The organism is Pseudomonas paraversuta, from assembly GCF_904063065.1.
Taxonomy (GTDB): Bacteria; Pseudomonadota; Gammaproteobacteria; order Pseudomonadales; family Pseudomonadaceae; genus Aquipseudomonas; species Aquipseudomonas paraversuta.
The window spans coordinates 192,654-216,089 of the sequence record NZ_CAJFCL010000002.1 but is presented as its reverse complement, the minus strand read 5'-3'; the positions used below and the strand labels follow the sequence as shown (position 1 = coordinate 216,089).

Sequence of the window (23,436 nt, the reverse complement as noted above, 5' to 3'; positions counted from 1 at the left end):
CAAGCAGGTATCACTCACTGAATCAATCGGTTAGGTGTTGCAACACTTTCGGCCACTGCGGCCACTTGTTCGTGGGTCATGTGCGTGCCGTGACTGGCCAGCACACTTTCGGCCATGGCAGCAGGTGCCGACGACTCGTTGGCCGGGGCCTCACCGCGCAGCAGGCTCAAAATACGCACGCTGAGCTTGTCTATGCTGGAGCTTTCGCTGAGCTCCATGACCGGCAGACGAACGCCAAAGCGCTCTTCCAGGGCCACGATCAGTTCGACACTCATCAATGAGTCCAGCCCCAGTTCCTGCAACGGCCGCTGTGTGTCCAGGCGCGCTGCGGGCAGGCGCAGAATTTCACAGACTTCGTGTTTGAGCAGTTCAGCAAAGCGCTCCAGCAGTTGGGCATCGTCCAGCTCCACAAGCATGCGCTGTATGTCTTCGGCGTCGTTATCGTCTTCCTGATCACCGCCGTGGGCGCGCACCAGTTCCAGGAAGCGCGGGGACGCAGCGCTCGGCAGGAAACGCGACAAGGCTTTCCATTCCAGCTCCAGCACGCCAGTGCCGTCATCGCCGTTGAGCAACATCTGCTCCAGGTGCGACAACGCGACTTCGGCCCGCAGTGCAGCGCCGCCCATACGGCTTTGCAGCGCATCCTTGATCTGTTCGTTGCGGGCCAGAAAGCCGACATCGTCAATCGCGCCCCACAGCACGGCGGTGGCCGCCAGCCCTTGAGCACGGCGATAGCGGGCCAGCGCTTCAAGCCAATGGTTGGCCGCCACATAGTTGGCCTGTCCAGGGTTACCGAACAGAGTGGTGGCCGAGGAGAACATCACAAAGAAGTCCAGCTCCAGCTCACGGGTGAGTTGGTGCAGGTATTGCGCGCCCTTGGCCTTGGGTTCCAGCACGCGTTGCAATTGCTCGGCGTCGAGATTACGGATCAGGCTGTCATCGATGACGGTGGCCGCGTGCACCAGGCCCCGTAACGGATACGCACTGGTTGCGATGCGTTCAAAGACACTGCGCAGCTGAGCTTCATCGGTGATGTCGCACGCCACCGCCTGCACATCGATGCCTTGCGCATGCCACAGGGCCAGACTTGGCTGGACCTCGAGACTGGCCGCACCACGGCGGCCCAGCAGCACCAGATGCCGCGCCCCCTTGTCCACCAGCCACTGTGCGGTACGCAGACCAAAGCCACCGACCCCGCCCGTGATCAGGTAAGTCGCTTCGCCACTGAGTTGCAGCCCCTTTGCAGGCTGGGCACGGGTTTCCACCAAGTGCTCGATGGGGTTGCCATAGGTCACGACGATCTTGCCGATCTGACGGGCCTGCTGCATGTAGCGGAATGCTTCGACCACTTGATTGGCGTCGAACTCGCGGTACGGCAGCGGGTGCAGGATGCCTTGCTCGAACAACTGCATCATGTTCCCGAACAGGCGTCGGGTCAGGTCCGGACGCTCGCTCATCAGCTGGTCAGCGTCGATGCCGAAGTAGCTGATGTTGTTGCGGAACGGGCGCAAGCCGATACGGGTGTTCTGGTAGAAGTCGCGCTTGCCCAATTCCAGGAAGCGGCCGAACGGTTTAAGGATTCGCAGGTTACGGTTGATCGCCTCACCTGCCAACGAATTGAGCACGACGTCGACACCACGTCCGCCCGTCACTGCCAGCACCTCATCGGCATATGCCAGCGAGCGGGAATCGAAAATGTGCTCGACGCCCAGCAAGCGCAGGAAGTCGCGCTTTTCGTCACTGCCGGCGGTAGCATAAATCTCGGCACCGCACCATTTGGCGATTTGAATCGCGGCAATACCGACACCACCCGCAGCACCGTGGATGAGGATTTTTTCACCCGGTTCCAGACGTGCCAAGTAATGCAAGGCGTAGTACACGGTGAAGAACGTACTCGGAATAGTCGCAGCCGCTTCGAACGACATGCCAGCCGGGATTTTCGCCACCGCGTTGGCGTTGGTCACCAGACGGTTAGCAAAACTGCATGGACCAAAGCCTACGACCCGGTCGCCCGGAGCAAAATCGCCCAGGACTTCAGCGCCCTTGCCTTGCACCACACCGGAAAACTCAAAGCCCAGGGTCGGGCCGGAGAAACCATTTTCAATGGCTTCATCGGACAACAGCCCCAATGCAAACATTACGTCACGGAAGTTCAGACCGGTGGCGCGCACGGCGATATCCAGCTCGTCCACGGCCGGCACAGCTGGATCGCGCACTTCCCAACGCAGGTTGCGCAACTGACCCGGCAGGTCAAAGCCCAGGCTGATTCGAGTGTCCTTGCCGTCTACTGCCTGGGCCTTTTGCGTCAGAACCCGCAGACGCGGCACATAACGTTGACCGTCAGCCGTGATTGCCATCTCGGTTTCGCCATCGGCATGCAACAGCGCAGGGATCACGCTGAGCAAAGGCGCGTTGAGTGCCAGGTCCAGCAGGCGGATGCGGCAGCTTGCAGACTCATTGGCCAAGGTCCGGCCAAAGCCCCAGAAGGCCGCATCGGCAATGGCGTTCACATCCGATGCGGGTTCGGCACCGTACCAATGACCGGCCGCACCACGGCTGAGCAGCCAGCAAGTCGGGGCCATTGCCAACGACTCGCAAGCCTGAACCAGCGCGGCCGCCTGCATGCAGCGGGTGCCTTGTGCGTCCAGACCCTGTGCCGCGTCAAGCCCGGCCAAGTGCACAACATGTTCCGGGGCCTGAGCCAGCGCAAGCAATTGCTGCGCCACGGCCCGGGCATCGCCCGGCACCAGCAGGTTCACCACCTGGCCTTGCTCACGCAAGGCCGCCAGCAGTTGTTCAACGCCCCCATGCTGCTGTGCCGCCAGCAGCGCCCAATGCTGCACAGCCACTTCAGGTACAACCTTGCCCGTGGCTTCGCCTTTGCCGGCGAGCAACAGATAGCTGCCGCAGGCATTGCCCGGCAACGCCTCAAGGGTGTGGCTCAGGGTCAGGCCGTGACGTTGCAGTTCAACTTGCCAGAATGACGGACGCTGCTGTCGCGACAACGCCTGCTCAGGACCTTCCAGCCACCAGTCACTGCGGGCACCGAACACAAAGTCAGCACAGCGCGTCGGGTGCTGCGCCAGCACCACCACTTCGCCATGGGGGTTGAGATGGCTTGCAGCTTGGCGCAGCGCCTCGCCCACGGCATCCAGTGGCGCCAGATCGCTGGGCACCAGCACCCAGTCAAAGTTGCTGGCATCACTGAGTTGAGCAAAGTCAATCAGGTTCAGCGCCGGGCAATCTGCCCGCAGCATCTGCGCCAGCTCAGGCTCTTGCACGCAGTAGCTATAGTCGACGCGATCAAAATCGATCCCGGCGTACAGTGACTCGGCAAACGACGGCCCGCCCAGGCCCAGCTCCAGCACCCGCAGACGCTGCCCGTCAGGCAACGCTGCCAGGCGTTGCGCGAGGGTATCGCGCACACCGGCCAACAAACGTTGTTGGCCAGCCGAACCCAGTACCTGTCGCAGCAGCATGGCACCACTGGTTTCGCGGGGCAGCAACTGCTCAAGGGTCTGTTGCCCGTCAAGCAATGCCCGCAAATGGCGACCGATGCGGCCCACCGAATGAATCAGTTGAAAATGCTCCGGATAGCTCTGGAACAGTTCTTGCCAAATAGCCTGGCTGGCAGGACGCTCACCGCTGTCGACGATGCTCACACCGCCACCGGCATCGCGGCTCAGGCTGCCGTCTTCCAGGCCCTGACGCAGCAAGGTGCTCAGATAGTGGCTGGAAACGCCATCCTGTTGCGACCACAGGCTAATTTGCTCAGCGCTGAGTTGACCACCCGCCTGCTCGATCAGGTCCTGCACGAAACTGGCGCACAATACATCCAGCAATGGCTCGACTTCGTTCAGGTAGCGCAGCTGCGCTGGCTCATCACCCAGGGTCTGAAAATGCGTCAGTAACGGCGAGCTGTCGATGGCAACCCGCTGCACCGGCGTGACCTGGCCAGGAGCAGCCATGCCCACGTGGGCCATGTGCTTGATATCACCGTTGCGGTCACGCTGCAGACGCACACCGCGAAATCGCGCGTCCTTTATCGACAACACGGCAGCGCCAGTGGCGTCGAACAGGGTGAAATCCACCAGTAACGAATGCTCAGTGCGTTTGAGCTGGCGCACCTCGGCCAGGCACGGCACGCCGCCCGCCTTGCTGTAGGCAATACGCCCCAGCTTCACTGGAATAAACGCCAACCCCTTGTTCGTGCCGGGCTGGCCCACCAGCAATTCGGTAATCAGCTGGAACGCGCCATCCAGCAATGCCGGGTGCACGTACAAGTCGTCCATTTCAGGACGGATAACCTCAGGCACGCTCAATTGCGCGAGGATGCGGGCCGGCTCGACCCACACTGCCGCGACGGTTTGATAAGCCGGGCCGTAGTTCAGGCCCACGGCACAGGTCAGCGCCAAATGCTGTGCACCAGTAAAGTCCGCCGGGCGTGACGGCAAGGCCGGTGCACGCCCGTCCAGCATCACGCCTCGGGCTTCACCGGGAAGACGCGCCACCACGTGCTGTACCCATTCTTCGTGCTGGGCATGGCCGCGGGAAGCAATGTGCAAGGTGCCATCAGCCGGTTCGATATTGATGCGGATTTTTTTGCTGGCGTCATGGCTGAGTAGCAGCGGGTTGTGAATTTCCAGTTCTTCGATGTCGACGAACTCGCCCGGCTGGTGCTGCAAGGCCGCCGCCAGCGCCAACTCGCTAAAGCCTGCACCAGGAAACAATACGGCTTCACCGACCTTGTGATCGCCCAGGCTAGGGAACAACTGGGTATCGAGGCGGTTTTCCCACGTCAGCGCACGATCAGGCAGCAAGTGACCCAACAAAGGGTGCACACGCTTGCGTTGCAGTACCCCGAGCGACTCGGCGCTGACCGGCAGGTAGAAGTGTTCGCGCTGCCAGCTGTAGTTCGGCAGATTCACGTGGCGCCCGGTCACCGGGTAATGCGTTTGCCACTGCGGTTGCGCACCGGCAATCAGCAGTTTGGCAACGCTGCGTTCCAGCAGGAAAACGCTGTGATCCTTGCGCAACAATGTGCCAATCACCTGGCCTGAGCGCTCGGCGCCAGTCAGTGCATCAGCCACATAGGAGCGCAAAATCGGGTGCGGGCCCACCTCGACAAACAGGTTGAAGCCCTGCGCCACCAGTGCATCCATCGCGCCCTGGAACAACACCGGCATACGAATGTTCTGCCACCAGTAGTGGCTGTCCAGACTCTTACCGTCCAGCTCGCCGCCAATCACGGTGGAATAGAATGGAAGAGTGGTACTGCGCGGGCGAATGTGCGCCAGATCAGCAATCACTTGCTGCTCTATAGGGTTCATGCTCGGGGAGTGGAACGCGTAATCCAGATCCAGCAGGCGGATAAACACCTGGCGCTCGCTCAGCACTTGCTCAAGCTGAGTCAAGGCTTCCAGCGGACCGGCCACCGTGGCGCCACGGCTGCTGTTTTCGCCCGCGATCACCAGTTGCTGGTCCAGCCCAAGTTCCACCAGCACTGCCAAAGTCGCTTCGGCGCACAGGCCGACAGCGGCCATACGGCCAGTACCACGGGTCAGCCCTTGCAGACGACTGCGATGGAAAATGACTTGAGTAGCGTCTTCCAGGCTCAGGGCACCACTGGCCCATGCGGCCGCTACTTCACCGACGCTGTGACCGATCACGGCGCACGGATGAAAACCTTGCGCCGCCAGCACGCGGGTGACTGCCACTTGCAAGGCAAACAGCGCAGGCTGAGCGATCTCGGTACGCACATAACGGTCGTCGCCGTTTTCACCCAGCAGCTCGGCCCGCAGCGAATAACCGGCCAATGGCTGGAACAGTGCATCGACTTCGGCCACGGCCTGTTCAAACACAGGGTCGCCGAGCATCCCCCGGCCCATGCCTTGCCATTGCGAACCGTTACCCGAATAGATAAAGACCGGGCCCTCGGCGTTGTCCAGGGCCTGACCTGCCTCGACCACTGAGCTCAATTCGCTCAGGCTCGGATCCTGGGCGTAGTCAGCCAGAGCTTGCGCAGCCTGGGCACAATCGGAGCCAATCAACAGCAGGCGATGGGTGTGAGCATCACGGCGAAACAGGGTTTGATAGGCGACGTCGTAAAAATCGGCCTCAGGCCTGGACGCCAGATAATCAGCGTAATCCTGAGCCGTAGCACGCAAGCCTTCGGCGTCTTTGGCGCTCAGCATCAACGGCAGACGGCGCACTGGCATTGACTCGCGGGAGGCTGCGACAGGCTCGGCACTTTGCAAAATAACGTGAGCGTTGGCGCCACCAAATCCGAAAGAGTTGATACCGACAGTCAGTTGCCCTGCAGCCTTGAGTGGCTGATTGGCGGTGACTACCTGCAGGTTCAGGTCGGCAAACGGAATCGTCGGGTTGAGTGCGTCGCCGCCGATGGTCGCGGGCACCATCCGCTCATTCAGGCAGTTGAGGGCCTTCATCAATCCCGCCACACCCGATGCTGCCTCGAGGTGCCCAAGATTGCTTTTAACAGACCCTATCGGCAGCGGGTTACCGGCGCCACGGGCCTGGCCCAGTGACTCGCCGATGGCCCGACTCTCAATGGGGTCACCGACTGCGGTTCCCGTGCCATGGGCTTCAAGGTAATCCAGCTGCGAAGGGTCGATGCCGGCCTTGGCGTAAACGCCTTTAAGCAACGCCGCCTGAGCATCGGCGCTGGGCAGCGTCAGACTCGACTTGCGGCCATCGGTATTCACAGCGCTGGCCGCAACCACGGCCAGAATCGGGTTGCCATCAGCCAGGGCCTGCTCATAGTCCTTGAGCAAGAACAGTCCACCGCCCTCCGAACGCGCATAACCATCACCGTTCTGATCGAACGACTGGCAACGCCCCGTACGCGACAGCATTGAGGCCTTGGCAAAAATCATGAAGCCGAACGGGTGCATGTGCAGGCTGATACCACCGGTCACGGCCTGGTCAATATCACCACTGAGAATTGCCTGACACGCCTGGTGGAAGGCAACCAGTGAAGAAGAACATGCGGTGTCGATGGCCATGCTCGGGCCACGCAGGTCATAAAAGAAGGACAGACGATTGGCGGCAATACTCATGGTATTACCAGTGGCCGTTGCCGCGTCGATGGATGCCATGTCATCGACCACACGGTAAGCCTGCTCGACGCTGGCAATACCCAGGTAAACGCCACAATTGCTGCCCCGCAGGCTAGACGGTTTAACCCCTGCGTTTTCGAAGGTTTCCCAGCACATTTCGAGCAACATTCGCTGTTGCGGATCCATCATCATGGCTTCGCGTGGCGAAATGCTGAAAAAGCCCGCATCAAAAGCAGTGATATCGCCCAGAGAGCCCGAGGCGAAGGTATACGTGGAGGCCGGACTGGCTTTGTCAGGATGTAAAAACTCGGCATGTTCCCAGCGGGAAGCATCGACCTGGGTCACCAGATCGCGCCCCTCTATCAGGTTCTGCCAGAAACTGCTGGCCGTGGAACCGGGGAAACGGAAAGAATTACCAACAATTGCTACCTGCCTACGTTTTGTCAAAACCATTCCTTAAAAATACTCATGACCACCATCCCATCCTATCGATGGCTGCATGCCGAGCATGTTCATTGCCGGCAAGTTGTGGAGCGTCGCCTGGAGGTTGTCGATATTTCGCGACTGACTTGCTGCACACACGGGACGAATAAAATCTATTGTCGTACTACTTTTAGGATTATTCCTAGATACATTTTGAATAATACTCGATCCGTGGCATCAGGGAAAACGTCTTAAGCACTGCGCGATGACTTCCCGCCCAGTGACACGCAGCAGGCAGACGAAAGCCCCGGCGGCACTGGACAAGCCGGTGAAGCGTCGAACTCCCTGACTTTCCCGCGCCCATAAAAAACCCCGCAGACTTGAATCTGCAGGGTTTTGAAGGTGCAGGTCGAAGCCGCAATCGAACCGGCACCGGCGATTTTCGATCCACAGATATTATCTTGAAAATCAGCCAGTTATTGAAGAAATCCAGTCCATGAATGGAGCAGATTTGTGAGCCGCTACGTCAGGCTGATCGCTGCGGCCAGTCCAGAGGCAGGTGTTTGTGGACAGTCGGGGGGGGGCTTTTGATTGCCGGGGGGATTCACATGCCGGCCATGGCACTGCTGCCATCATTTTGCTCGAGTTTTTCACCGGGCTTGATTTCAGTAAACCGGCCGACTCCCTTGATCAATGGCAAGTTAACAACATTGAAAAGTAGCATATAGCCATACACCCAACTTGCTTTGCTTAAAGAGCGGACACTCATTAGTGCTTCCCCCAAGATGAGCAGTGAAGTAGAGAGTGGTGCCACACTTAAATCCGCCCCTGGGCTCTTCGAACTGACTGTTCCCAGGCTCGTTAAGCAGTGATAAACATCCTGGCTGTAGTTAAATCCGGGTTGAAACGCCTGATCGGGTGCATTCACTGCAACCTTGATCAGCAGCCAGGACCGCCTCGCACTGGTTATCGCGACCCTCAAGGGCACGCCATACATAATCATCGACAGAACATTGCCCGCGTCAAACAGATCGTAAGGTTGCCGAGCGTGCCGTCAGAATTGTCACCACTGCTCCCATCAGCACAGCAACCACCATGGTCGAGTTGCCCAAAGACTACTTGTACTACCCCAGCCGCCGACAGCCCTCCCCCCGCCTTTACGCTGGTTGCCAATGCATTGCGCCAGTCGGGTAGAAGGAAACGACCGGGTCAAAGATCCCGATACCCCTGAGAAGAAAAAGCCCTGCTTCATTCGCCTGAAAGCTCTGGCGCCGATGTGCTTAGCGGCGCTGGCCGAAGTTCACACTGGGCTGGTGCATCATGAAGGTGATGGGTTCGTGATTATCACTGCTGCCAGTGATCAGGGGATAGTCGATGGTCTTTGGTGTTCTCAACCGAGCATGCGAGAGAGTGATCGGGAAACGACCTAGATTGAAAAAGCACGGATGGGTTGGTGCTGAGCGGTTGCCAGCCAACTAACGACTTTGAGTGAAGCCAGGTTGGAAATGCTGCGGGCCATTTGAGAAGCCACGGCTTTGAGCCGACCAGGCTGCTGAAGTCGTAAATGTGAAAAATCACAATGGTAGATTTACGGGCACACCCACTGCAATCGATGCCCAGCTTGGTTTGACGATTCCCCGCAAGCTTCCTGGGGGCTTTAGCCTAGCCCCCTGGCGTCCTGTCGAACGCACACCAGCCCTATCTTAAATTGTCTGCTAGCCCGTCAACCCAGAACGGCGTAAATCGTCCTCTTGACGACATAAACCTTAAGCAGCCTTCAGCCACTTGGTAATTTTCCGAATGGTGGCCTTCCAAAACGATTCGTTTGCTGCTGCTTCCTTCACTGGCTTGGTCTTGAGACTGACCTTGGACAAAGCGACACGCCATAATTCATCACTGCCCAGCCAGCTCTCGCCGCTTGCAGTGTTGTCTCCTGAAAGGACGAACACACGCTGAAGCCCATACTGCTCGTTTTTGATAGATTCCCCGCGTGCTTCATTTATCACAAGAATATCGATCTCTGTGTTGGGGAACCGCTGCCTCAAAAACCGCCGCAAAATGATAGCGCCAGTCCTATTGGCGTTGAGCCTCACGAGCAGAACCCGATCAGCACTTTCGATATCCTCAATCAGCCTGGCCAGCCTGACGGCTATTTTGCTCTTCATTACTGCGATGGCTTCACTGACGCCGTCTTGGCAATCTGAAATCAGCAAGTCGTGAATTGAGCGATACCCTGTAGACGTATCGGTTACATCCATGCAGTCTTTGTGCGTGCCGTTGACCAGAATGTTATCGGGTAGAAAAAGATGATCTACTCCGTCACGAAAAATTTTGACGACTTCTGCAAGGTTTTGCGATGCAAACCAATCAAATGGTCCGCTCGATGTACGAAGCCCTGATCGTTTCAGGCGCCCAGCAGGCTGACACTTTCTCCCAAGACTCGCCACCAGATCATATCCGCCTGTCGGTACTTCAAGTTCTGTCAACTGCATTTAAGGGCTCTTCCATGAAATTTTTGTCATAAAGGCAAATGTTATCATGGCGACAACGAATTTTGTCTGTTTCGATGTTATCGGATTAGGCCTGCTCCCCACTCGACGCTTCGCCCAGACATGGACACCCTATGCTGCTGATCAGAAAAGCCACCTTACCGGTCCTTGCAATTATCCTATCTATGAATAACGCCACTGCAGGGAATAAAGACGTAACCCAATCGCCGCCTTACATCATGCGCGCATCGTTGTTCGAAGAGCTCACCGAGCATCGTGACGTCGTGATGTTCGGAGATAGCCTTACGGCTAGAGGCGAATGGCACGAGTTTTTCAATGGTGTGTCCCTGGCAAATAGAGGCATCGGCGGGGATACGACAGTTGGAATGCTTTCACGCATTGCCCCGATTCTGGCCATGAAGCCTAAGGTCGTTTTCATCATGGCTGGCGTCAACGATGTGGCGGCCAGAAGAACCGCACCCGAAATCGTTCAAACCTATCAGCAGATTGTCAACAAATTTGCAGAGCAGGGAGCTGAGGTGGTGGTGCAATCAACACTTTATGTATCAAGGCGCACTCGCTTATCGCATAACGCAGTAATCAGCGACATCAATGCAGATATGGCGTCGTTTTGCTCAACCTCCAAGCACTGCAAATTTATTGATCTGAATGCCTCAATGTCTCCCGCTGGGCGCCTTGCACGCTCATATACAGGCGACGGAGTTCATCTAAATGGAAAGGGGTATATGACATGGATGAAAGCTATCCATCCAGCCATTGCCCAATTTTCTAGCAATAAAGAATGACGTACCGGAAGTCATCTTCCGGTACCCATCCATCCGGCGGGTTGTAGTGATCAACTAATTCCGGACACGGCGTTAGTTTTTTCTCGGTCTGCGCGGGCGTTAGCCCGCCATTGAACTGATGAGGTCGTATTCAGATGTAGCGATGCATCAAGGAATCGACAAAGCCAACGATCCTTCCAAGTTGCAGGGCCACGACCAGTTGCCCTGGCTTTAATCAGCTGTTCATAAAACTCCGGGATTCTTTCACCCATCCAGCCATTGAGTTGCTCCGGGGTATATAGTCCGTTCGGCAGCTCGGCGATTGACTGCCGAGCGACATGGAAAATAGCGTGGCCATCTCCTGATCGTGCTGTTCGAAGGTCCGCCTCTGGCCGAAGGTTGCCTGTCAAAAGGGGCCGCAATCGAAAGAATGCAGTGATACGGCGATTATGGCGTTGGCGCCCAAGGGACTTGGACAACGTCATGCTCCTACCGCAAATCTTGTAACAGTTGCCCAACAACGAGGGCTTCGACAGCGCCTTCACTGGTGCCAGTGCAAAAAACAGCGCAACAAGCCGATGAATCACCTTTGCAGGTACGGTACACAGCAATGACGCTACCAGGGCCGCAACCTGTATGTCCGCTGAGGGTAAAGCCCCCTTCGATCGAACCCAGCATCAACCCCAGGCTGTATCCCGGCGTCATCCATGGACGTCCCGGAATCGGGCCACCCAATGCTTTTGCTATCTGCATGTCCTGGAGCAAGCCCGAAGGGAGCAAATGCCCCGCGAGAAGCCGGTCGAGGAATAGTGCTGCTTGCGAAACAGGGCCGATCAGCAAGCCATGATAAACCCAGCCGGGGTCATAACTTGATGTGCTCCCAAGGCAGGAATCGGGTAAATCTGCCCGGGTTCTAGCGAAGCGAACGTTCGAGAGGCCCAGCGGCTTCAGTGTGTATCGACTCACTGCCTCTTCGAGCGACAGATCAGTCACCTGTTCAATAAGCCTGCCGATGAGCAGGTAGCCAACATTCGAGTAACGCCAACCGGCTCCGGGGCTATATCGAAGCCGGGCACCATCAAGGCGCTGCATCATCTCGTCGACTGTCCAGGCGGCCTCACCGTTGGCGACGGCGGCATGATAATCCGCAAGTTCGGCATAATCGGCGAGCCCTGCTTCATGTCGAAGCAGTTGTCGCAACGTGAAAGGCTGATCAAGAATCGAAGCGTCCAGTGCGACCCGGCCATCACGCACCAATGACAAGGCGGTAGCGGCCAGGACGGTCTTCGTAAAGCTCCACCAGGGCACCGCCGGCTCTGATCGACCGGACATTGATTGCTGACCATTTGATACACGTGAGCTCAGCATTGACTTCCCTGAATTGTTGAGCAGATTGACAGCCCGACAAGATATCCCATTCACCTCCACGCGGGAGGGTGAAAAGTCAGGCTCCGGCTTTTGCAATGTTCTGAGTGACTGGATTGTTTGGGCCAACCCGACATGGACATCCATCAGGTGATTCAGCGATGACTCCCACGCCCCTCTTGCACCATTTGCCAGCAGACTGAAGACAGTAGACGTCACAGATGCAGAGGCGCCAGCGGCGCGTGCCCCAAGACCAGATCGGCGCCCTTGTCGCCAATCACCACAGTCGTGGCATTGGTATTGCCGCAGATCAGATTGGGCATGACCGACGCATCGATTACCCGTAAACCCTGTACCCCGCGTACACGCAGATCAGGCGTGCAGACGGCCATCGGGTCATCAGCATGCCCCATACGGCAGGTGCCCACAGGGTGATAGGCAGTGGTGAGCAAAGGCTCCATCCAGTCCAGCCATTGTTTGTCGGTCTGCACCTGCGGGCCGGGTCGGACCTCAGTGTCGATCAATCCGGCCAGCGCCGGCTGTTTCGCCATGTCCCGTAACCAGCGCAATGACCAGATCAGCGCACGACGGTCACGCGCGTCGTGCAGATAGTTCATGGTGATCGCCGGGTGTTGATCCATGTCGCGGCTTTTGAGTCGTACATGGCCGCGTGAGAACGGCCGCCCCTGAAAGGGCCCCAGCGTCATGCCCTCGAAACGGTCCGGTTGCGCGGCCTTGTCGCTGTCGCCATCGCTCTGGCCGGTCATCGGCAGGCCGAATACCTGAATATCGTTATACGCCAGATCGGGATCGCTCTTGAGGTAGCAGCCGAATTCCGCGGGCGGGCTCGTCATCGGCCCGGTGCGGCTCGCCAGGTAACGCAGTACCGAGCCCGCCAGACCCACGCCACGGAACCGGCTGTTCATCCCGCACACGCCCGGTTTTAACCTCCAGCACAACGGCGCACTCACGTGGTCCTGCAGGTTTTCGCCCACCCCGGGCAGGTCCACCACAACCGGGATACCCAGAGCCTGTAACTGCGAAGCCGGCCCGACGCCCGAGACCATCAGCAACTGAGGCGACTGTACGGCCCCGGCGCACAGCAATATTTCGCGCCGGGCCTTGGCGAGGTGGCGGCTGCCATCAGGCAGGCTGTATTCCACGCCGGTTGCGCAGAGCCCTTCAAAAACAATCCGCTGCACCATCGCCCGCATCACCAGCTTGAAATTGGGTCGGCGCAGGGCCGGCTCGATCGCATTGCTGGCAATCGAGGAGCGCCGACCGTCACGGAAATTGACCTGAAAGACTCCCGCACCCTTGGCCTGACCATCATTGAAATCGTCGACCCGTTCCAGGCCCGCCTGTACGGCGGCGTCAACCATCGCGTGCGTCAACGGGTGCACTGCCGGCAGGTCGCTCGCCGAAAGCGGACCGCCCCGGCCATGCCAGGCATTATGAATGCGCTGCTGATCTTCGGTTCGCACAAAGTGCGGCAACAGCTCCGGCCAACTCCAGCCCGTGGCGCCCGCCGCGACCCAATCGGCGTAATCTTGCTCGTGCCCGCGGATATAGATCATGCCGTTGATCGAGGACGAGCCGCCGACGAGCTTGCCCCTGGGCATCTTCATGCGGCGGCCGCCGGCATACTTTTCCGGCTCGGTCTTGTGCATCCAGGAAAATCTGGGGCTGTACGTCATTGCTCCCCAACCTGCGGGCATTCGGACTAAAAAATGCTTGTGACTGCCGCCGGCCTCCAGCACCAGCACCCGGTAGCGGCCGTCTTCGCTGAGACGCGCCGCCAAGGTGCCGCCCGCCGAGCCGGAGCCCACCACGATAAAGTCAAAGGCGTCCGTCAACATTGATCTCCTTGTCATACGTTTAAAAAGCACCCCTGCACTTCGCCGGATCGGCTCCTGCATGAACCCGGAGCCCGGGCCTTTCAATCCTTTCACAACCTCCCCCGTCGGTACTTACCTCTTTCGGACTAACCGGGCTCAAGGGCACAGCGTGGGCCACCTGCCAGCGCATAGTATTTTTCACGGAATATTGCCAACACTCTGCGAAGGCTGAATAAAAGGCTTTAAGCAGCTTGCCGCAAGAAACCGCAGCCGGTGTTCGAGGCCCTGGCTTCGCGGTACTCGACATGGTTAGTCCGGCCGGAGAACTGGATCAGGCCACGCTCACGATGCTTCTGACCGGCGCCATCAGTCCGGGGCGTATTGCCCAAGCGCCTTGCCTGGGAGCCGGTGCTGTACTCAATCAGTTACAGGTCGCTGCCCCGCTCGCGCACATAGAGTAACTGTCCGAACCAATGACCAATTTTGGCGATAAAAACTGCCACGCGCTTCAGACTGACGATCTGGTAATGGCTCATGGCAGTGTTTAATGCGGACACAAAAACGCCGGCTGATTGGCCGGCGCCGGGGGAGGATCTGCAGCCGTTGCTGCGTGGTAGCAGGGCCAATATCCAGTTTGGCAGAGCCCCCAGGGACTTGCTGTCCCTCATCCAGCACCAGACTGGCGGCATGGACCTTGAATTGGCTCGAAAGGTTTACGCCTATCCAAACACCTCAGGTTTGAGCGCCATCGTCGCGCCCGATTGAAGTGTCCAAAATTATAAAGCCAGTTCACTGCACCACCTCCACAGTCAGTGAATCCATCGACCTCCACTTTGTTAAAAGCAACCCTACAAACTCCAACGGTTACCTCAAACCGCTCGCCAGACTACCTTTAACAGCCTTCAAGCCACCCTTGAAATCTAACGGCTGACGGCTAGTTTTTTCCTCAGCATCACCGTCCCACCCATACGTTTATCAACGATGCTCACCATGGAGAGGTTCAATTATGATTGCCCCTAAAAAAATCCCCACCCGCTCAAAAAAGGCTGGAGCGCACTTTGGGCCTGTTTGCCAATGTGTACCGGCACATAACCGGTGGAGCCCGGAAACCCAAAAGCAATTGGGATACCTGTCGAAGATGGGATTTAAAGCCGAGTTCGTAGAGGTGGTGCCAAAAGGCTTCATCATCGAGCCGAACGGCCGTCGTATCACGGGTCAACACGTCGAGGAGTTATGGCAAAACTACCAACAAAGTGAAGAGCATAAAAAAGGTCGGGCTTACATGGCGCCAGACCCTTGGTACATTGCCTCCCCCGCGGCAGTGAGCAACGTCAAAGTGTTTGTTAATGATATTTTCAATGCTGGATGGAAAGATTTTATCCAGGCGGCGCTAAACGAATGGAACAACCCCGACCTGGAGTCTTGTATCAATATTCAGTTTGTCGATACTCCCGATGAAGCCAACTGTCAGGCAAATATGTACTGGACAGAGGACGGCCAATTGGGATGGGCCGAATGGCCATGGGGCTACCAGGTCGGCGTGTCGGTCGATATTAATTACTTCTATTACGAGCAGTTCGGAGCTGAAATTTATTACAACACCATCGTTCATGAAATGGGGCACGCCATGGGCCTGACGCACTCAGGAGGCGAGGATAGCAGCTTCCCAGTTGGTTTCCCGGACCTGTTAGTGCCCGGTACCAGCCCCGAGCCGAACCCCAATGACGTGATGTACACCTCCGGCCATGAGTGGAAAGGCTTTTCTGCTGATGAAAGAAAGGCGATCAAGCATTTGTGGCCAGCCTCCGGTAAACGTTGACGAGGTTGAGGGGCATATCCAAACGTGTGATATGCCCCTCATGTCCACCCCTGACTTGCTGCCGCCTAAAATCTGTTACTTAGCTGTTTGGGCTTGCGGGCCAATATTAGCCTAGGGCTGCGTATTACCAACTACCCCAAGCGGACGCTTGTAGCCTTTGCCGTCGATGCCAGACATACGCCGCCAGCCAATCACTAACAGCCTTATTCATATTCCAGGTTGAACGTGGCAATGCCACTGAACGGCCCACGCTCAATAGTCTTGTTGGCAATTGCATCGGGTTCACCCTGCACATAGGCCTGAACCGTCACAGTGTTATTCCCGTTAACCAACCGGACGCCCTGGCCGGGCTTATTCAGCGGCAACTTCTGACCGGCCGGGGTTTCCATGCCGATGGCAATGCCTTTGGCCTGGCTGGCAGCGTCGATCGCCAGCAATCCGCTCAGATGCGGGTTTTCAGTACCCCTGAAGGTCACCTTGACCGTTCTGCCCAGACTCACATCGCACTTCGCCAGGCGTATATCAACTGGCTGGCCGTGGGTGCGCTGGTTGGTATACAGGTACTTGTCTATCACCGTGCCGAAGTCCAGTGCCACGCTCTCGCCCCCTGGCGCAATGACGCAGGGTTCTGCCACCAGGACGCCGTGTAACCGAACATTGTCAGCCTGCGCCGGCGGGTTTAGCAGCAACACTAGCGCCAGGACATATACATGCCTGGTGCGCCGGCTCATTGGTACACCGCCCGCAGGGTCGCAGTGGCCTCAAACGGCCCTTCTATCAGCGTTGCTCCTGCCCGTTTGATCGGCACGGCCGACAGAACCGGCGGGCTGGCCAGCCTGATGGGGATCGGCTTGTTCAATTCAAAGGGCACGCCGTTTTGCTGGATCTGGATCGCCAGGTCGGTCACGTTGCTGCTCACTGCCGCGGCATCGTAATCCGCGGGGGTACCCATGATTTCCAGGGTCATGTCCCGGGCACTCACACTGGGATCACATTTGATCTGGTAATTCATCACTTGCAGATAGTTAACGCCATCCACTTTTTTCACACCCACCCGGTTACCAAAATCAACATCCACCTGGCCGTCGTTATTGATGGTGCATGGTGGCGGCTCAATCAGAGTACCGGAGAATTTCATATTGTCCGCCGCCATGCCCGGCGCACTCAATGCGCTAATAGCGAGTAACAACAGCATGCCTGCATAAAGCTTCATCACGTCGCACCTGTTCACCGGTACTCCACCTTCATGACTGCCCCCGCTGAGAAAACACCACCACTCAGAGTGGCGCCTGGACGCTTGACCGGTACCGCTTCAATTTGCGGCCAGTCCGGGTAGGTGAAGCCCTTAGAGCTGTTGATCGGCAGGGCTGTCCCGTTACTTGATATCGCAATGCCGAAGTCGGTGATGTTGGTCGTCAATACGTCGTGGTTAAACGCCGCGCCCGTGCCTTCTATGCGGATATTCATCGCACTGGGTGCATCAGGCGGGCACTTCACCGTGTACGGCACCGGCATTTTTTTATAGTTACCGTCTACCAGCGTGGTCAGCACGTCATTGCCGAAGTTGACTTCCATAAGCATGTTGCTGTTGATCTCGCACGGCGCTGCCGTGAGGGTGACCGTGACGTTGATGGTGCTGGATGAGGCCGCCAGAGCCGGGTGAGCTGTCGCCCCCAATGCGAACAGAGCGGCGTACAGGGCAACGTAGAGGACACGCCAGGTATACGGGCATGATTTTTCACTGGCCATAGCGCTCCCGTTACTCATATCGCATGCTCAGTCGGGCTATACCGGCCCTCGCTTGCGCGACCCGGGTGGCGTCCATGCTTTGCGGCTGAACAGCCTGGTTTGCCATGCCCATCTCCAGTGTCCGGGAACTGTCTGTCAACGCACCATACCCACGCAACACGCCGGTACTGCCTTTAGTTTGCTGTTGCATGTCTGGCTCCTTCATCGGGTCATGACACCGTTACGCCGGTTAAAATTCTTTCTTGGCGGGCTCGGCCTTGCATTCAGTTCCGCTACAGGTGAACTGCAGTTGCGGGCGACCGCCGTAGTCATTGACGTAGGTGAGCACCGGGTTCAGGCCCAGCACGGAAACCCCCAGGTTCAGAATCTCTTTTCCCTGTGGCGCCACCATCACCGGCTCAAACCCCACGGCGCCGGCGGGGCCGGGTTTGCTGCCGGCGTCGACTATCGTCACGTAATACGGGGTCGGGTTATTCACCTGGTATTTTTCGCCCTGCTTGCTCAACGTCAGTTGTTCCTGCCAGGGCACCATCCCGATGGTTGCGCCCAGCGCCTTGGGCCGATAAAACAGCTTGATGCGCGTCTGCAGTGCCAGCTGCAGGGTGTTGGGCTTTTCGCTCTTGGGCGGGATTTCACGCAGGTTGAAATAGAACAGCGTCTCGCGGTCCTGCACTAACTGATGGGCGGCCGGTAAGGCCTGAATCTTGACCTGGCTTTGAGCCCCCGGCTCCAGACGCTGCAGCGGAGGGAGTACGGTCAACGGGCTGGTAATCTTGTTGCCCTGCGCATCTTCCACCCAGCCTTGTGCCAGGTAAGGCAGTGTCTTGTTGTCATTGCTGATACTGAGGCTGATGGACTTTTCGCCACCGTTAAACACTGCCCGGGTACGGTCCAGCGCCACGGCCGCCTGCACCTGTTGCAGGCCCAGCAGGCCTAACAACAAGCCTCCAGTCACGCGAAAAAAAGGATTACTACACATGTTCATCTTTTATTACTCACTGTTTGTATCTCTGTAAAAACTTCAAAGGCAGGCCGCTAAAGAGAAGGCCGCAATGGCCTGCCACAGGGCAGCCGGTGTAGTTGTTGCAAGCAGTCAACCCGCTGCTTTCTCTGGCGAATCGCCAGCGGGTATCCGGGTGCACGGCAACACCAGTTCTGCCATGCTGCCCTCGGCAATCTGCGCAGGCATCTGCAGCGCACACCGCGCCTGGCCATTCCAGTGCACGCTCATTTGCTCGCCAGGGTTGATGCCGCTGAGGTAGGCGTTGCCATCGTCACTGACGATGCCCACCTCCTGCTCCTTGTGGTTTTTCACCGTGGCACCAAACGGAACGCTTGAACCATCGCCCAGCTGGATCACCACCATCGCTTTCTCACCGGACACCACCTCGAACCGTCGATAGCCAATAGCCCCTTCGGTCAAGGTGGCTTGCGTCACCGAGCGCCCTACTTCGGCGTTTTCCGGCAACTTGTTAACGTCAATGCTGAGCTGGTTGCGGTGATAACTGTTGACGTCGGTGACCACTGCTTTACCAAACCTGTTGGTGCGGATGGCTGAGCCGTAGCCCGAGATAGGGATGTCCGCGACGCCGTCGGTATCGACCAGGATTCGAGTGCCGCCAACCATGTTCGAGCGGTGCAGCGCAGCGCCTTTCAAGGTGGCCGTTGCCCCGCCTTGCAGCGACATACCCACCGAGGCATACCCCCCCTCCTGGTAGCTGGTGTTGGCATTGACCCGCGCCAGAGTTCCGTCATGGGTGTAGAAACCACTGGCGGTGGTGCCGTTACTGTTTCTGCCGCCATTGAGCTGATAGCTGTCGCCATTAGCCAAACGATCGTAATAGCCCACCTGATGACTGTTGGCATCGCGGTCATAGCTGCCGCTGTAGCTAACGGAACTGCTGCCGCCACCCAGTGGCATTGAGAACGAAACATACATGCCGTCATCATTGGCACCGCTGTACTTGTTGCGGTACGCCGTCATCGACAGGCTTATGCCCCTGAACTGACCGAAGCTCAGGCTCTTGGACAAGGTAAAGGTGTACCGGTCGTTGGCCTGGGTATCCCAATAAGTCTGATGGTCGTAGTTGAGGTAGGTACTCAACCCGCTGTCGCTGAAGTTCTGCCTGAAACTGATGTTGTACAGTTCTTTACTGTTTTCATTGCGGGTGCCGAAGTTACGGGCATCCAGATAATCGCTCATGGACATGTAGTCCTTCTCCGAGAAGCGATACCCGGCAAAGGTCACCTGACTGTCGTATTTGTCGAAGTTTTTCGAATAGCGCAGCCGGTAAGAAGCACCGCTAAGTGTGTCTTGCGCCAGTTGAGGCAGTCGGGCCCGCGACTGGGTAATGTCAAACGACAATGCCCCAAAGGCCATCAGGTCCCGCCCTACCCCCAGGGCCAAGGCTTTGTAATCACCGCCTTCGACACCGCCGCCGTAAATCGACCAGCCGTTGCTCACCCCCCACGAAGCCTCACCGGTGATAAACATGGGCCCATCGGTACTGTGGCTGAAGTCCGAGGGGCGACCGCTGCTGACCTTGTAACGCACCGCCCCTGGCCGGGTCAGGTAGGGAACGCTGGCAGTATCGACGGTAAATGTCTGCACGCTGCCATCTTGCTCTTCTACCCGTACATCCAGTTGCCCGGAAACGGCATCGTTAATGTCTTGAATACGGAACGGCCCCGAGGCGACCTGGGTTTCATACAGCACCCGGCCCTGCTGGGTGATCACCACTTTGGCGTTGGTTCGTGCCACGCCTGCCACTTCGGGGGCATAACCACGCAGGTTAGGCGGCAGCATGCTGTCATCGGTGATCAGGCTGACGCCGGTAAAGCGAAAGCTGTCAAAGATGTCGGAATACAGGAAGTTTTCACCCAGGGAAAACTGCGCCCCAAGGGTCGGAATAGCCTTGTAGGCGTAGTAGCGGCTCCAGTCCCAGCTATTGCCCGGGCCCTGACCATTGCTCCGATGATCCAGCCGCGTTTGCCAGTCGGCACGTAGCCGCCAGGCGCCCATGTTAGCCCCCACGGTGCCGTTACCGCTCAGGTTGTAAGAGGTACCACCGCCATGCTCCTGGCGCTGGCTTTGGCCATTCATGTAATAGTCAACGAACAGCCCGGGGATGCCTTCGTCCCAACGCGACGGCGGATCCCAAGTGTCTACGGCATATTCGAGATAAGCCTGCGGTATGTTTACCATCAGGCTGGAAGTGCCCAATTCAGCACGGGCTGTTGCACCCGGCAGACTGTCCAGTGACAGGCATTGCCCCTGGTGCCACCACGTGAGTTTTTTGTTGATGTCCGGTATTAAACCAAACTGCTCCACCAGCGTCGGACTGAGACAGGCGGAACTCTCATTTGCATCCTGTTCTGAGGGATAAAAAACCACAGACTGTTCAGGCAGTTCCTGCCTGTTGATACGTACGAGCATCGTGTAATCGCCCGGCATGATATAAGCGCCACGGGAAAACTGGCCCAAGTCCATATTTTCGCGATCTTTAACATCCAGAACGTCAATATTGAATTGCACTTCCTGTGCGCTGGCTTGATACCCGACGCAACTGAATACACAGGTTATGGAAATGCCCAATATGCGCGGACGAAAAGGTGCAAGTGCCCAGTTCTGTGCACTCACGATTGAGGAGCCCATATCATTTATATTCACACCAAAAAGTACGCCAGCCACTGACGAGACATGACGCTCACTCAACCACCACCCACGAAAAAGCACAGGACTTGATTAAACGTCTCAGTTCGTGCTTTTTGTTGATTACCGAGTCAATGCCGAGAGCCGCTCAAATACCGCGACTTGCGCCAAGCCCTGTAGTTGGTAAAGCTCATTATTCAGATCAAAGATGCATGTGGGATGCGCCCACATGCATAGCCAAACCGGGCCCGGGAGCCGGTTAGTTATAGGACAGCATGAAGTTGGCCACACTGCTGAACTCACCCGGAATGATGGTCGTAGCATCACCACCGTTACCTTTGAGGTAGGCACTGAAGGTCAGAGTGGCGTTGGAGGCCCCGATACTTACCAACTGACCAGCAGTGGCTGTACCCAAGGTGATCGCAGTACCGTTACCATCGGTCAACGCAATACCCGCACCACGAGCGTCACCGGTAATACCGAGCAAACCACCTTGGCCTGCTGCACCGTTAAAGGTTGTTTTGACCGTGGCTGCAGTATCCAGACTGCATTTTTCCAGGCGAATTTCAAAAGGCTTCGGGGCTGAGTTGCCACCATCAACCAGTACCACGTTAGAGACCGAACCCAGCTCGACCGTCTGATCAACAGAGTTCGGATCAATAGAGCAAGGCGCATCAATAATAGAACCGGTAAACCGGACTACGCCATTACCTTCGTCTGCAGCCTGTACCGTTGTGATAGTACCGAGTACCAGCGCGGCTGCCAGAGCGATTTTATTAAGTTTCATATTAAGGATTCCTTTATGACAATTATAAGTTTGCGACCAAGCCTCTAGCTACAATCCTTTAATAGAGACAGTGCCCCATCAAAGTGGCGCACAATGGCATGCGGTCAAAGCCCCCGATATATCGATATCGTTGAACTTCGACCAGTATAAGAGTCAGGCCCATCAAGGTAACTGAGACGCTTCTTGAGGCAGACCGGGAAATTTCTCGATCGGTATCGGCGCTTTTTATATAACCCTTTTAAACCAGGGTATCGCGAGGCGAAACAACAACCTGCTTTGATAAACTCATTCGCGCAAATTATAAAACACACCAGAGCCGGAGGCGGCTTGCAGAGCCCCAGAAGTGAAGCCTCACGGACTTTCGCCCTGCACCGTTTATTGAGCGCCCCGGCATGCCCGATAGACAAAGCGGGGACTGTTACAGGCGCAGTCTTAATGCCTCTACCCTTGCGCGCAGCCTGCACCGGGAAAAGATAGCGTCCCGGCACAAATCAGCTAGCGTCTACTGGACAGTTTCTTTTGTTGCGCTGACTCGTGCTGATGCATTCAAGGTGCCTGCGCGCCAGCCAGAAATATCTTGCTTGCAGGCAAGAATGCTCTCGCCGATCAGCAGCACAAAGCTTGGTGACCATCGGGGCGGCTCCTGCAATAATCCCCCATGTAACAAAATGTAATATTTTATATACCCGGAAAATTCGAAAATGCTCAGCCAAGTCTTGTTCAGACTGAGCGGGTTGAGCGGTTGCTGTAGCCAGCCATAGTTGTCCTCCCGATGCATGCCCACAGGTGAGTCAAGATTCATGAGTAAGACAGTATTGATCGTCGATGATCATCCGGTTATTTGCATGGCCATCCGTAACGCTCTCGATGAGATCGGGTTCGAGACCGTTGGCGAGACGGCCGATGGGGTCGATGCCTTGCAAATGATCGATTCCCTTAAGCCAGACCTGGTAATTCTGGATATAAGTCTTGAAAAAATGGACGGGCTTACGGTGTTACAACGAATCGCCCGGGAAAAACTCGATACCCGGGTGCTCGTATTCACCTCACAGATGAAAGAGGCTTATGCCACTCGCTGCTTTCAAGCCGGAGCGAGCGGATTTGTGAGCAAACACGAACCTATTAGCCAACTGATCAAGGCGATCAATACCATCGCCGATGGCTATGTGTTATTTCCAAGGGATGCCATGCCGATCTACTCTGGCGGTGCTCAAACAGTTGCCGCGGGCGACCTGGGCAATCTTACAGATCGCGAGATGCAGATCCTGAAGTTGCTGGCCGAGGGCTACTCCAACCGTGACATCGCAGCCAAACTCAACCTTAGTAGCAAGACGGTCAGCGGCCACAAGGTCAACCTTCTGATGAAACTCAGCGTGACCTCAGTGGTCGAGTTGGCGAACATTGCCAAACAGCACAACCTTATTTGACCTTGACGTGAAATCGACAATAT

Annotated in this window: 16 protein-coding genes and 1 pseudogene; 3 read left to right on the top strand and 14 right to left on the bottom strand. The window is 57.0% G+C overall.

Annotation, left to right across the window (positions count from 1 at the left end):
• Positions 1–14: 14 nt before the first annotated feature.
• The 3 genes from JQ845_RS04065 to JQ845_RS04055 form a co-directional block, all read right to left on the bottom strand.
• The gene (locus JQ845_RS04065) at positions 15–7,526 is read right to left on the bottom strand and encodes a type I polyketide synthase (protein WP_203008409.1); all 7,512 of its coding nucleotides are present in this window, start codon (positions 7,524–7,526) and stop codon (positions 15–17) included.
• 580 nt (positions 7,527–8,106) lie between these two features.
• On the bottom strand, positions 8,107–8,505 hold the full coding sequence (locus tag JQ845_RS04060; protein WP_203008399.1) for a hypothetical protein: 399 nt from the start codon (positions 8,503–8,505) through the stop codon (positions 8,107–8,109).
• A 763-nt stretch (positions 8,506–9,268) separates the two neighbouring features.
• The gene (locus JQ845_RS04055) at positions 9,269–9,994 is read right to left on the bottom strand and encodes a DUF1796 family putative cysteine peptidase (RefSeq protein WP_010657312.1); all 726 of its coding nucleotides are present in this window, start codon (positions 9,992–9,994) and stop codon (positions 9,269–9,271) included.
• 131 nt (positions 9,995–10,125) lie between these two features.
• On the opposite strand from JQ845_RS04055, the gene JQ845_RS04050 reads away from it, so the two are divergent.
• Positions 10,126–10,797 carry a GDSL-type esterase/lipase family protein gene (locus tag JQ845_RS04050; protein WP_010657313.1) on the top strand — a complete coding sequence of 224 codons (672 nt, stop codon included), beginning with the start codon at positions 10,126–10,128 and terminating at the stop codon, positions 10,795–10,797.
• Between the two features lie 468 nt (positions 10,798–11,265).
• Here JQ845_RS04050 and JQ845_RS04045 read toward each other — a convergent pair whose 3' ends face one another.
• The 3 genes and pseudogenes from JQ845_RS04045 to JQ845_RS23020 form a co-directional block, all read right to left on the bottom strand.
• The gene (locus JQ845_RS04045) at positions 11,266–12,144 is read right to left on the bottom strand and encodes a serine hydrolase domain-containing protein (RefSeq protein WP_203008389.1); all 879 of its coding nucleotides are present in this window, start codon (positions 12,142–12,144) and stop codon (positions 11,266–11,268) included.
• A 212-nt stretch (positions 12,145–12,356) separates the two neighbouring features.
• Positions 12,357–14,000 carry a GMC family oxidoreductase gene (locus JQ845_RS04040; protein ID WP_203008387.1) on the bottom strand — a complete coding sequence of 548 codons (1,644 nt, stop codon included), beginning with the start codon at positions 13,998–14,000 and terminating at the stop codon, positions 12,357–12,359.
• 266 nt (positions 14,001–14,266) lie between these two features.
• Positions 14,267–14,606 (bottom strand): annotated as a pseudogene (locus JQ845_RS23020) (glycoside hydrolase family 19 protein); the annotation flags it as partial.
• Positions 14,607–14,985: 379 nt separating this feature from the next.
• Here JQ845_RS23020 and JQ845_RS04035 point away from each other — a divergent pair.
• A complete protein-coding gene (locus tag JQ845_RS04035) occupies positions 14,986–15,798 on the top strand; it encodes a zinc metalloprotease (protein ID WP_202210812.1) in 813 nt (270 codons plus the stop codon).
• Between the two features lie 203 nt (positions 15,799–16,001).
• Here JQ845_RS04035 and JQ845_RS04030 read toward each other — a convergent pair whose 3' ends face one another.
• The 8 genes from JQ845_RS04030 to JQ845_RS03995 form a co-directional block, all read right to left on the bottom strand.
• A complete protein-coding gene (locus JQ845_RS04030; RefSeq protein WP_236010179.1) occupies positions 16,002–16,433 on the bottom strand; it encodes a fimbrial protein in 432 nt (143 codons plus the stop codon).
• A gap of 92 nt (positions 16,434–16,525) precedes the next feature.
• Positions 16,526–17,011 (bottom strand): fimbrial protein, encoded by a 486-nt coding sequence (locus JQ845_RS04025; RefSeq protein WP_003446065.1) that lies wholly within the window; start codon positions 17,009–17,011, stop codon positions 16,526–16,528.
• A 14-nt stretch (positions 17,012–17,025) separates the two neighbouring features.
• Positions 17,026–17,547: a fimbrial protein gene (locus JQ845_RS04020; RefSeq protein ID WP_003446066.1), complete on the bottom strand. Its 522-nt coding sequence runs from the start codon at positions 17,545–17,547 to the stop codon at positions 17,026–17,028.
• A 10-nt stretch (positions 17,548–17,557) separates the two neighbouring features.
• A complete protein-coding gene (locus tag JQ845_RS04015) occupies positions 17,558–17,737 on the bottom strand; it encodes a hypothetical protein (protein ID WP_029612784.1) in 180 nt (59 codons plus the stop codon).
• Between the two features lie 39 nt (positions 17,738–17,776).
• Positions 17,777–18,526 (bottom strand): fimbria/pilus periplasmic chaperone, encoded by a 750-nt coding sequence (locus tag JQ845_RS04010; protein WP_029612786.1) that lies wholly within the window; start codon positions 18,524–18,526, stop codon positions 17,777–17,779.
• Positions 18,527–18,640: 114 nt separating this feature from the next.
• Complete coding sequence (locus JQ845_RS04005; RefSeq protein ID WP_203008760.1) at positions 18,641–21,202, bottom strand: outer membrane usher protein; 2,562 nt, start codon at positions 21,200–21,202, stop codon at positions 18,641–18,643.
• Positions 21,203–21,458: 256 nt separating this feature from the next.
• Entirely contained in the window at positions 21,459–21,986 is a 528-nt protein-coding gene (locus JQ845_RS04000) for a fimbrial protein (RefSeq protein WP_003446072.1), read from the bottom strand.
• Between the two features lie 502 nt (positions 21,987–22,488).
• Positions 22,489–22,788, bottom strand: coding sequence for a hypothetical protein (locus JQ845_RS03995; protein ID WP_161719439.1), 300 nt, complete (start codon positions 22,786–22,788; stop codon positions 22,489–22,491).
• Between JQ845_RS03995 and JQ845_RS03990 the strand changes: the two genes are divergently transcribed.
• Positions 22,787–23,413: a response regulator gene (locus JQ845_RS03990; RefSeq protein WP_127196457.1), complete on the top strand. Its 627-nt coding sequence runs from the start codon at positions 22,787–22,789 to the stop codon at positions 23,411–23,413. The genes JQ845_RS03995 and JQ845_RS03990 overlap by 2 nt on opposite strands.
• Positions 23,414–23,436: the final 23 nt, after the last annotated feature.